The 12725-nt window shown below is 42.2% G+C and carries 6 protein-coding genes; 3 read left to right on the top strand and 3 right to left on the bottom strand.

Annotated features, from left to right (window positions below):
• Window positions 1–1056: 1056 nt before the first annotated feature.
• The 3 genes from AAA970_RS21390 to AAA970_RS21380 all read left to right on the top strand — a co-directional run bounded on the left by AAA970_RS21390 (window position 1057) and on the right by AAA970_RS21380 (window position 4412).
• Complete coding sequence (locus AAA970_RS21390; protein ID WP_338238920.1) at window positions 1057–2346, top strand: glycoside hydrolase family 117 protein; 1290 nt, start codon at window positions 1057–1059, stop codon at window positions 2344–2346.
• On the top strand, window positions 2343–2651 hold the full coding sequence (locus AAA970_RS21385) for a hypothetical protein (RefSeq protein ID WP_338238919.1): 309 nt from the start codon (window positions 2343–2345) through the stop codon (window positions 2649–2651). The genes AAA970_RS21390 and AAA970_RS21385 overlap by 4 nt, the downstream gene beginning before the upstream one ends.
• 246 nt (window positions 2652–2897) lie before the next feature.
• Entirely contained in the window at window positions 2898–4412 is a 1515-nt protein-coding gene (locus tag AAA970_RS21380; RefSeq protein ID WP_338238918.1) for an alpha-L-fucosidase, read from the top strand.
• Between the two features lie 381 nt (window positions 4413–4793).
• Here the strand turns inward: AAA970_RS21380 and AAA970_RS21375 are convergent, their stop codons facing one another.
• The 3 genes from AAA970_RS21375 to AAA970_RS21365 all read right to left on the bottom strand — a co-directional run bounded on the left by AAA970_RS21375 (window position 4794) and on the right by AAA970_RS21365 (window position 12337).
• Window positions 4794–6656 (bottom strand): Ig-like domain-containing protein, encoded by a 1863-nt coding sequence (locus tag AAA970_RS21375; protein WP_338238917.1) that lies wholly within the window; start codon window positions 6654–6656, stop codon window positions 4794–4796.
• A 349-nt stretch (window positions 6657–7005) separates the two neighbouring features.
• A complete protein-coding gene (locus AAA970_RS21370) occupies window positions 7006–10032 on the bottom strand; it encodes a glycoside hydrolase family 48 protein (protein WP_338238916.1) in 3027 nt (1008 codons plus the stop codon).
• A 337-nt stretch (window positions 10033–10369) separates the two neighbouring features.
• Window positions 10370–12337 carry a cellulase family glycosylhydrolase gene (locus tag AAA970_RS21365; RefSeq protein WP_338238915.1) on the bottom strand — a complete coding sequence of 656 codons (1968 nt, stop codon included), beginning with the start codon at window positions 12335–12337 and terminating at the stop codon, window positions 10370–10372.
• Window positions 12338–12725: the final 388 nt, after the last annotated feature.

Below are 12725 nucleotides of genomic sequence, written 5' to 3'. Positions count from 1 at the left end.
AACTGGATTATTAATGCTTAAATTCTCGTTCAGCTGCAAGGCAGGAAAAATGAAGGAATTTTTCCTACTTCAAGTTTTTTTCAACGAAACAGATGAATGAGGGGAAAGCAAGCTGGCTCAAATTTGTGCTATTATAAATCAAAGAAAATAAATTGTATTGAGCTGAAAATAAATCGCTTGCGATCGGTTAATAAATTTAGCGGTGAATCAATCGGGTTAAGTCTAGGGATGAATCATTCCGATTAATATTTTCTTACAGAATAAAACCAATTCAAAAAAAGTCCAAATATTAAATCGCCATCATCCAGCGTATGCAACCGTTATAGTTACCGTTAAAATCAGGATAAAGCGAATAAGTCCCTTTTTTTTGCCGAATTTCCACCCAACAGTCCAATTTAGTGATTTTTCAATCTATTCTTTATTCCTGATGTACATGCCCTTCTTTCTCAAGTTTGGATTCGTGTTGGTTTCACTAGCGCCCCGCTCTTCACCACCTAGTAGCCCAGTAAGGGTATCATGCATAACTGCAGAAATACGGCAAAAGCATCACTTGCAACATCTGCCAATTCCACCATGATAAAAAGAACTGATGAAAAGAGGTTCTCCCAACTAGCGCTAATTATCGGAATGAGGCAACCTGTTCTCTTTTTTGTAGCAGGGACGAAAAAAATTATAGAATTTTTCCTATTTCAAATATGCTAACGAAATAAATGAATGAGTAGAATTTAAGCTTCCCAAAATTGGGCGTAAAAAATTGTAAATCCCAAAAGACCCTTTCAGTGAAAATCTTTGTGTAGACTCCTGAATTTATCGGAGAATTACGGCTTAAATAACAGGAGAGGGACTAATTCGAGCTGACATCAAGCACCTTGAAGGGGTTGATAAATACCAGCAAGCATAATTCGGCTTAAACTACGATCTGTCCTTGAATAAAAATGAGCCTGTAATGAAAGATTTAAATCATCTGTGGAAGCTGGAGGCTAATAAAAGCCATGCTGAGCGCCAAAAAGAAATGAATCTCGAAACAAAAAAATTTCCTACTTCTTATTTAAAATCATGAAAAAAATAAGTAAAATACTATATATTATTACTATAGGCATAACACTTTATACCTGCCAGCCACGGCAAGATCAAACAGTAGAAAAAGTGGAATTCCCCTTCTTCCTACCAGATGAAAAGCCCGAGCAACCCTTAAGCGCGGCCGTAAAACGCAATTATGAAGCTTACGAGCACATCCGTCCAGAGGCCTCTACTCTTTACACCCAATTCAAATACACTGAACTAAAGGGCTTTGACTATAATGATGGGGATGGTACCATTACGCGCCGCGACCCCTCCAAAGTAATTTTTGAAAATGGAAAATACTATGTGTGGTACACAGGACGTAAGTCACCCGTAAAACCGGTGGGCATGAGTTGTGCTAAAGAAGCAACAGATGTAATTCCTTCTTCTGACTGGGACTTAGCTGATATTTGGTATGCAACCTCAGAGGATGGCTTCACCTGGGAAGAACAAGGCATTGCCGTAGCACGTCCATCAAAACCACAGCCGGGTTGGCGATCAGTTACCACAACAGATATATTAAAATGGAAAGGAAAATATTATTTATACTTTCAGGCATTTATGGAAGCAAGTGGATTGCGTGGTGATTTCTGCCCTGTATCCGTTGCATGGGCAGATTCGCCTGATGGTCCCTGGCACCACACCGGAGAGATCGTCATTCCTAACGGACCGGAAGGCTCCTGGGACCAATACTCCATCCATGACCCTTACCCATTGGTACACGATGGCAAAATCTACCTTTATTACAAAGGCGATTTCGATAAGCGTGAAGAATTTAAACCTTCCAAAATTCGCATGCAAGGCTTAGCCATTGCCGAAGATCCCTTAGGTCCATTCGAAAAGCATCCACTAAATCCTTTGATCAATTCCGGTCACGAAACGACGCTTTTCCCATTTAAAGAAGGGGTGGCTGCAATCGTCCAACGTGACGGTCAGGAACACAACACTATTCAATATGCCAAAGACTGGGTGAACTTTGATATCGCCTCCATCACTGAGATGCTTCCTGTTGCCGCAGGACCTTTTGTGCCGGATGCTTTTACCAACACCGATGATGGTCGCGGGATCACCTGGGGATTGTCACACGTGATCAATGCCGGAGGCAATTGGCGACACACCATTTTGGTGCGCTTTGACTGCGACCTCAGTCAGGACATTGATGATCAGGACATGAAAAATCACTACATCAATTACAGTCCTGAATATCTTTACAAGCATCGCCTCAACGGAAAACAGAAGAAAAGAATTCAACAACAGACGGCAGCACTTAAAAATTCAAAATGATGCCTGAAAATTTTCTTTATCGTAATAGGATAAGCATGCTGGCAGCCCTGTTTTTTGCCAGCTTGAGTTTGCAGTCGCTTAGCAGCATAAAAAATCTGGTCAATGCTTATTTCAGGCAAGTTGAACAAACGGACTATGGCACACAAAATGATAATCCACTGACTTATGACCTCTGTGGGCATTTGTGGAAAATTCAAGGCACGCTACCGGGAGGAGGCTTGGTAAAGACATTACCGGAGAAGTCCTTTCCGAAAACCATTATCTCTTACTCGCAGCGGATGAAAAGGTGGATCTGCCCTGACTAAAAGAAATTGGGAAGGAAGCCATCGACAAAAAAGAAAAGTATGGCCCACACAATTACTTCCGATATTTTGAAGGATTAAATGGAGAAAGAGGAGTAAAACAGGCTGATGAAAAACTGCCGACCGTCAAAGAATTCGATAAAAACTAGATTTTCATAGAAGACCACTAATTCAGAACTTGTTTGTCCCCCCAATTCCGGGTGGACAAACTTATTTTTCTTCGGTCAAATAGATACAAAACGAAAGAATATGAAAATTTTTTATTTTGGGATGACCTTATTTTTTCTCTCAGGCTTCTGTTCCTGCGAACAAAAATCCATCCCTACGAAAAAGGAGATCAAGCATTTTGAGGCCAACTGGGAATCTTTGAAGCAGTACGAATGCCCCAGTTGGTTTCAGGATGCCAAATTCGGAATTTATACCCACTGGGGCGTATATTCTGTTCCTCAGGCGGAAGGAAAAAGTGACTGGTACGGACACAATATGTACACCAGCTGGCATCCGAACAGCCGGTTCCATAAAGAAAAGTACGGAAAGCCGAATGAATTTGGCTATAAGGATTTCATCCCGATGTTTACCGCTGATAAATTTAATGCCGATGAGTGGGCCGATTTATTTAAAGAGGCGGGAGCTCAGTTTGCCGGCCCTGCCGGTGAGCATGCCGATGGATTTTCCATGTGGAAATCGAAGGTGAACCCCTGGAATGCTGCTGATATGGGACCTAAAATTGATGTGGTCGCCGCCCTTGAAAAAGCCATTCGCAAGCGGGACATGAAATATGTAGTGAGTTTGCATCACTCCTGGCTTTATGGATGGTACCCTACCGGGCAGGAAGGAACCGACTGTTTTGAGGAAGCCGGGGAAAAATCCCTGTATGGCAAAAAACTGCCGGCCTCTGCCTGGAAGGTGAAGGACTCCAAGGGATTTTACACCGTGGACCCGATGCCGGATCAGGACTTCGAAGATGTTTGGCTAGCAAAAGTAAAGGAAGTGGTGGACGGTTATTCCCCGGATTTGTTGTGGTTTGATAACCGGATCAAGATTCTTTCCGAGTCGGTACGTCAGGAAATGATGGCTTATGCCTATAATCATGCGGCAAAGAATGAACAGGAATTTGTACTGACTTTCAAGCAGCCGGACTTCCCATTAGGAACGGGAACCGTCGATTTGGAGCGTGCACGCATGCCTGAAATTTATCCGGATCCATGGCTGACGGATAATTCCATTTCGCCAAATACCTGGAGTTACTCCACCGACCTGAAATGCTATTCAGAAAACCGCCTGATTGATGACCTGGTAGATATTGTGAGTAAAAATGGTTGTCTGCTGCTGAATGTGGCCCCGCACCCTGATGGTAGCATTCCACAAGCGCAGCAGGATCGCCTTCGTGCAATGGGAAAATGGCTAAAACTCAATGGAGAAGCCATTTACAAAAGTCGACCGTGGTTTATTTATGGAGAAGGGCCAACCGAAACCAAAACCGGGCATTTGGCCGACCAGAAATTCAATGGATTTTCAGAGGAAGACATTCGGTTCACCACCCGTGACGGACAGCTTTATGCCATTGCTTTAGGCTGGCCGGAATCCGGTAAACTGCCCATCAAATCTTTAAGTAAAAACCTGTACAATGAGCAAATTAAGTCTGTAGAGCTAATTGGTCATACAGGAAAAATTAAATGGACAAGAACTGATCAGGCACTGGAAATCAAGCTTCCGGAAACAAAGCCCTGCGAGCATGCTTTTGTCTTCCAAATAAATATTTGATTTTTTATCGAAATCATTTATCATCGACAAAAAAACACCTACAAGAGTATAAAAAAAGAGGATGTTTAAAACCAAAAAAAGTAAATTTATTTAATAAATAAAATAATAAATTCAATGTTATTGAAAGAAAGTATCGCTTATAGTGGATATAACAAACAAAACATCTTCCAATAATTTGAATATACTTTCACATACTATGGTTTTATAGCGTGTTTAAAAGCCAAAATTCGAAGCGAAAATTTGATTATTGCAGAAGCGCTACCCGATTATTTAGAGAGAATAGTATCGCTATTGTTGAGAAATGATCCAAAATCGCCTCCAATAATTCGAATTTACAGCCGGAGGGATGCTTTTAAACACGCTCTATACTAAATTCTAAAATTATTCTTTCACAAAAGTTGTATGATAATGGATCCCATTCTGTTCAAACCATAAAATATAAACTCCTGTGGGGTAATGACTGATATTTAATTGCTGAACTTCTTTATTAGGAATTACATTATAGATTCCAAGGCGGTTACCCCTTTGATCAAAAATCTGTATTCGGCTATTTTCATCAGCTCCTCTAATGGATAATTGGTCGGAAGAAGGGTTTGGAAAAACAATTACTTCGCTAATCATTTGCTCACTTGCGGACAGCCGATTGTTCTGCCCTGGAAAAATTTCAATATGTGCCCATGGCAGCGTCGCATTGTAATAAATATAATAAAGCCCATCCACCTTTTCGACCAATGAATTTGACCAAAGATTCGTGTAATCTTCTCCATTAATAGTAATTTGCTCTGTATTCCAGGAGTTCAAATAAGCTATATCGGCCGTTACTGCCCAACAAAACTCCCCTATTCCATCATATTTAAAAGGTAAGCTAATCGGTTCCGCTTGCTCACAGGGGCTGGTTTTAGGAATAATTTGCAAAAAAGCCTCAGCAAAGTGGGTCGTATCCAGTGATTGCACCTTTACTTCCACCAATCCTTCTGCTAAAGCAAATACCCTCCCCTGCTGATCAATGGTGGCAATGGAGGAATCTGAGGTTGTCCATTGTACATTGCGCTGAGTACTATTGAACGGAGTAAATTCAATCGAAAAACTTCCCTGCTCGCCCACTTGTAATTCCATTGCATCCGGAAGCAAATGAAGCCCCATTAAAGGAACCTCTTCCACACCGGAAGGATATATCAAATGAGGATACTTTTGATAAAATGCTTGTGTCGCAACGGCTATATTTTCAAAAGTTCCGTGACCATCATTTTGTGGCGTTTTCCAGGCACAAACACCCCTGAAACCATTAAAATAGGCATTTTCATACATTTCCACCAGGCTTTGACATAAGAATTTATCACAAACATCATTCCCCTCTGCTTCCCCAACAATCACTGGTCGGTCGTTCACCTGATAAAATTCTACCGTTTTGGTAAAGGGAGAATCCAGCCACTCGGTCTGCCAGGGATACCAATGAAATTGATAAAAGTCTAAATAAGCAAGCTCATTGTCGATGCTGGAGGCCAGGGCTTCATCAGAAAACATATTCCCCTCATACTCTCCCCAACTATCGTAAATGGGTGAATTCCACTTCGGAGCAGCAGAGCCCGTGGTAACATAATGATTACTGTGCTCATGTATGGCAGCGGCCAGCATGGCATGCATTTTTTGAACGTCATAAAAGGATTGTGGCCCATGCTCTGTGTTCTCAAACATCCACTCCGGTTCATTACAAATTTCCCAGCCTAACAAATAAGGATTATCCTTATACCGATCGAGCAACACCACTAAAACATTGTCAATATAGCTTTGAATATTTTGCTCACTTTGAAGCCACTTGCGCCAATACTCATAAGTGGTATAACCTGCTTTAGTAATATCAAACGAAAACAATGCCGGGAGAACATATACTTTATTATCCTCTGACACCTTCATTAGGTGATCCATTCGGCTAAGAAAAGCCTCATCTACACCGGAAACATAGCCATTTTCATCTATAATAGGATCAAATTCTCCAGACATATGAATCCAAACCCGGGCCAAATTAATATGGGCTTCCTGGTAGCGGGCAAACTCCTGCTCCCACCATTGAGGGTTAAAATCATACCGACCAAAATCTCCAAATAAGTGCCAGGGAGTATTAATCCCATTAAACCAAATAGGATTTCCATCCACTGTAAATTGATTCTCGGAAATTGTTACCTTCTGAGCAAACAGCTGGTGCGTACAACAGAAAATAAAGCATATAAAAAATAATTTTTTCATATTTACTTGAAATTAATGAGTGAGAAATAATGGTTATGAAGCTGGAGCCCTGTTACACGTCCAAATGCTTGATCTAAATAAATGAACTTAAACAAAACCGCTCCATTTCCGGACTCAACACAACCAATCTTACCTTCGATAATTCAATAAAAAAAGAAGAAAGGAACGCCTAAAACCGACGTTCCTTAGCGTGTGTTTTAAAGCCTATATCCATATTAAAATTTGGATAATTGCAGCAATGATGAATGATTATCTGGACGAAATAGGACTGCTATTTTTTTTAAATAATCTAAACGCATCGACACAGTTCCCATTTAAATGCTTTGACTTCAAACACCCTCTTTTTCCTCTATTCCACAATTAAAGTTTTAACGACGATATCCCCATCTTGTAAAACTTTTACCACATACACGCCCGCAGAAAGCGTTTGCGTACTGATGGTCATTTGAGAAGAAGTCGCTGGATTTAAAGCTAATTGCTGCCTTCCACTCATATCATAAATTTTTATCCGGGCGCCCGGAGTCAAATTATCCAAATAAAATTGTCCTTTGGCCGGATTGGGAAATAGTGCTAAATCCTGTTGCTCGACGATTTCCCCAATCTCCCTATTATTTGTACCATGCACCTCCAAATGTGCCCAGGGAACCGTGGCAACATATCTGATATAATATTTACCCTCAATTTTATCCGGCATGGCATTAGACCAGGTATTGGTATAATCCACTCCATTAATTTCCACAATGGAAGTATTCCAGCAATTCAGATAGGAGATTTCATCAGTAGTTTCCCAGCACAATTCCCCCACTCCCTTATACACCAAACTTAAACTTACCGGAATTGTGGTATCACATCCTTCCAGCGAATCATCTTCTTCCACTAAAATGGTCATGCTGGCTTCTCCGGTTAATTCGCCATCGCTCACCACCAATTGTACTTCATACTCACCGGCCACCGTATATACATGGTCTACTAAAACACCCTGCCCATTCGTGCCATCGCCAAAATTCCATTGGTAAGTGAGTTCATCACCATTTGGATCTGAAGAAGCCGAGGCGTCAAAAGTAACGCTTAAAGGCGCCATACCTGATTCCGGGCTGGCAGAAAAAGCAGCCACCGGAGCCTCGTTACCGGGCGTTTTCACCTGAATGGAAAGAGCTGCAGTATCGGATAAACCAGCAATATCAGTGACGGTTAGGGTAGTCGTATAGGTTCCGGCCATTTCAAAAATATAGGATGGCGAAATTTCATTTGAGCTACCTCCATCCCCAAATTCCCAAAAATAAGTCAAAGAATCTCCCTCATTAGGATCATAGGACTCACTGCCATCAAACTGAACGGTTAAGGGGGCTTCTCCACTATCAATATCTGAGGACGCCACCGCTACAGGCTTTTGATTGATCCCGTCTCCCTCGCCGAAAAACTCACCGTAAGCGGCATTGGCCAAAGCGATATCCACCTGGCACCAGAACCGGTGATAGGTAGTGGTGAAATCCGTACCGGATTGATAAGCCGATTCCAAAGCTGCCCACTGTGGATCTTCTTTATAGCGGGAACGGATATCGATAAAAGTCACCCCATTCTCCAATACATCGCCATTAGGCATATTTCCACTAAAATCTTCGGGAATATACACTTCCTGTTCGAAGAATCGCTTATAATCTCCTCTGCTTTCCACTGTGGCGACACCTGTACCATCATAATACTCATTCCATAGGCGATCTAACAATTCTCTGGCTAATTCTTTCGCATCCACATTTAGAGTTTCATACTTCTCCGTAGCTGCGGCATAATATACCAAAGCACTTGCTAAACAACCGACCACTCCCACATCCGCATCAGTTTTATTCTCAATCACCACATGTAAGTTTTGATTGGCTCCCGGACTAGAGGCATTCCAGGCGTCCGGACTTCCGTTCCATGAAAGGGTGGAAGGCATCAGGTACTTGCCATCATCGGTCAATTCCACCTCTTTCAAAACCCAGGCTACCCACTTATCCAACACTGCTTTGGCGCGGGCATCATTACTGATATAATAATATTCGGCCAAACGTTGTACCGACCAGGCCTGCCAGCCAAACCAGGTATTACTGCCCGGATCATGATAAACCGGATGAGGGACGTAAGCCATGCCATAAAATGTAGGCGTACCAGCAGGATATGCGCTATAGTTCCCGTTATAACTATTGGTCGCTCCACCGGCGATAGCTCCCTCGGCAGACTGTAACCATTGATAAAATTCTAATTGACGCTCCAGACTCATAGACCAATCCGAAACTGCCGTTGGGGTAGCCGGCTTTAAAGGTTCAAACTCACTAAGGGCATAGGCCGCAATCGGGTTCTGATAGCCAAAATGATTATGGCTACAACCAATACGCCAGGCCCAATTTTGTGAAGCATCTGTTGGCCCACCCCAGGCATAGTACCAGGACATTAAATAATGGGCACTCTCACGTCCGGTGGCACCCGGAGACGTTGTATTTTGAACACCCATAGGTCTGAAATATTTATCAAACATCGCCAGTCTCAAAAAATCTCCCATCTTTTTGGTTTCCTCCAGCGGCAACACACTGGCAGGAGAAACGCCTTGCTCCTCCGCCCACTGGTATGCCCAGTAAATGGCCTGCACCGCCCGCGCATCGGCATCCGGCGCGTTGGTATATTTCCACTGTTTGGCAGGGGCCTGACTTTCTGAGGTGAATAAATTTAGATATCCGTATTGCCCTCCAAAACTATGATCATCCCAACATGGATGTGGTACAGTTTCCCAAACAGATTCCTGCTCCCCTCTCTGGAAAGTATTGATATAAGAAGGCGCACTTTTACCATCACCTTTATTTCCATAGCCATACCAATTGTCACTATCAATCAACCAGTGCATTCCATAAACTTCAGGACCATAGGCAGCGGTTAATTCTGCCGAAATGGGGTCCTGACCAACAGGCACTGAAGAGACCAGAGGAGAGGGATAATATTCCGGCTCTGGCCATTCGGCTGCGTAGGTAGCGGGGGAATTTGGATTATATCCCGCCGCGGTAGGTTGTAAGTCCTGGGTAGGAATAATATAATTTTCCATATTTTTCCAGGCGGCCTGTAATGGACCCCAGTCCCCGGTTAACCTACCATAATAAGCTTCCAGCCAAAACCAATAGGAATAGGTTTCACTCACTGTTTCATGCCCATAGTCCGGAGCTTCGCAAATGAGCGTTTCTATGGAGTGATAAGGCACCCCCTGAGGGCTAAAATAACCTTTGGAGGGATCATTTAAATTTTCCCGCAGCTTCATAAAGCGCTCCAGATAGGGGTTCGTTTCCACCTGGGCGTTAACCTGTACAAATGGCGACAGGAAAAACAATAAAATAATGACTAATTTTCTCATAATAATTTAAAAAAAATAGTAGGTAAATGAACACAACAACGCCTTGCTGTTGCGTATAAAGAATTATTAATTTGATTGTTATCTATCAATAAAAACCTGCTTCATTATTGGGGTAAAACGCCCGCCTAAAGCCTGATTAATAGCCAAAATCAGTAACGAAAATTTGATTATTTCAGAAGCGGTGCCAGATATTATTGAGAGAATAGCATCACTTTTGTGAAGAAATTATCCATAATCGCTTCCATTAATTCGAATTTGCAGCCGTAAGGTGTACTTTTAAACGCCCTTAATCCCAGTCTCAAATTCATAAATACAATTGGCCTAACAAATAGACCGATTATAGCACCAGCACCTGTTCCTGTATAAGGGATCCATCTTCGCAAATAATTCGCAACAAATAGCTTCCTGGATTCAAAAAGATTTCCATCAAATGGTGATCATAGAAAGTAATTTGAGGCTCCTCCACCAGTTTACCTGAGAAATCTACTATACGGAGATTTTTGATTTCTTTCCCTGTAATATTGAGCCGGATCTTCCCAAAAGAAGGATTAGGAAACACCACCATTTCCTCATCCGGAGCTAAAACAATTCTTTGACTGGAAGATGATTTGACCTCCAAATGCGCATATGGAACATCCCCTTCATACTCAATATAATATTTCCCATTTATTTTTTCCGGAAAAGCATTACTCCATTGATTGGTATAATCCTGCCCATTCACCTGAACTTTAACCATATTCCAGGAATTAATAAAAGCAATATCTTCTTCAATAAGCCAGCAGTAGTGGCCTGTGCCATCCTGCACCAAGGGAAGGATGGCATTTAACGGTTGTGCACACGAAGAGCCGGAACTCTGCCCCTTTTGCGTAATTTCCAATTGAACCGTATCGGTTTCATCAAAAACCGAAATATAAGCCCGCCGGCTGCTTTCCTCTTCATTAGGGGCCACCTTAAAAACCAGCTTATCTTCCGTAATACCTTCGGCCTGCAGCAAAATAATCCACTCATCCTCTACAAAGCTTTGCCAGCCACCCTCACACCAAACTATAGTTTCAAAAGTTCCCCCTTCTCCTTCCACCTCCAGCTGTTCTAATGCTAATTCCAGTCCGGTAGTTGGAAGGGCTCCCGAATCACTCTTTATTAAAGGAGCCAAATAGGGCCTGATTTTTTCCATCTTCCAGGAAACAATATCGCTCCAGTTATCTCCTAAAAGGCCTCCGGTATCTCCGGAATTTGGATTCCAGCACCAAAATGTCCAGGAATAATCCGCTGCCATATATTTCAAAAAAGCATCAAACCAAACCTCATCTGCCCCTCCGGCATCTCTGATTCCAAATTCCCCAACAAACAAAGGACTGATCCCCTCCGAATAAAGATAACCAAAGTGTTGTTCCCATACCTGTGGAAGATTTTCCGGAAATTCAGGAGCAGTGAACCAATCCTGCTGAAAAACAGTAGGGCCATACTCATGGGGAGCGTATACCAACTTTTCCGGATTCGAAAGCTGCACTGGAAAATCACGTACGCCCATTAAATTTCCTCCCCACCAATAAACATCCTCTCCATACTTTTCCACTCCTTCAATCATAATTAAAACATGAGGATTAACTTCCAGAATAGCATTACCACAGCGTTCAGCTGCCTTGTTCCAATCTGTCAGCGGATTGCCAGTTCCCCAGCTGGCTTCTCCATGGGGCTCATTGTTCAAATCCATAGCCACCACCGCATCATAGTCACGATAACGATCCGCCATAAACACCCAATCTGAAATCCACTGCGTTTCCGGGCAGTCTTCCGTATACCATAAAGTTTCATTCATATAGCCTCCGGGTTCCCTGGAATGATTATCCAAAATAATCTTTATATCATGCTCCTGACACCATTCCACCATGATATCCAATATTTCAATGGGTTTATTTAGTGTGGCCTCATAAGCATTCATTGGAGATACGCCCGTGTAGGCATCAACTCCAAAACTATTAATTTTAATGCTCGCTCCGGGCCGTAACATCGCATTACACCATGGAATGCGAATACAGTTAAACCCCTGATCTTTAATTTGGACTAGCATACTTTTTAAGTCTCTGGCCCAAAGACCATGAGGCACCAATTCCGTAGTCTCAAAACCAAACCAATTCACCCCGGTAAGCCGAACCAATTGACCATTTTCATCCTCTAATGCTCCGGCCCGGGAGTATAAATAATGCTGGGCCTGAGCGGTCTGAACAGTAAAAAACAGCAGGCATAAAATTATTTGCCAACGGCAATTTTTTCTAGCTATAAATAGAGAGTTGAGTTGTTTCATAATAGTAGTGGTTATACTATTTAATTTATATCACTCCCTCCATACAAAATTTCAATAATGATTCGAATTTTATCAATATTGCCGCCTGTTGTATTATTGTATCTCCCTTTGGATTATTGTCTTTTCCTACTCGTGGGGAGACAATTTGACTGGTATTTGGAGCCCTGTGCTCAATCAGTTGTTAAAATAAAATCCGGCATTGAAAGAATACCGGAACTAACACAAGTTTATGATCAAAGCAACTCATGACAATGGTACCAAAAAAATCTAAGAGCGGATTTGAAAGCCAAAATTCGCCGTGAAAAGTTGATTTTTGCAGATACGACACCCGATTTTTTTGAAGAATTATCCAAAATCGCTTTCGATAATTGAAATTTGCAGCCGGATG

Origin of the sequence: Persicobacter diffluens, from assembly GCF_036244895.1 — a bacterium.
In the GTDB taxonomy this organism is placed as follows: domain Bacteria; phylum Bacteroidota; class Bacteroidia; order Cytophagales; family Cyclobacteriaceae; genus Persicobacter; species Persicobacter diffluens.
The sequence above is the reverse complement of the archived record's forward strand: the minus strand, read 5'-3'. Positions and strand labels throughout refer to the sequence as shown.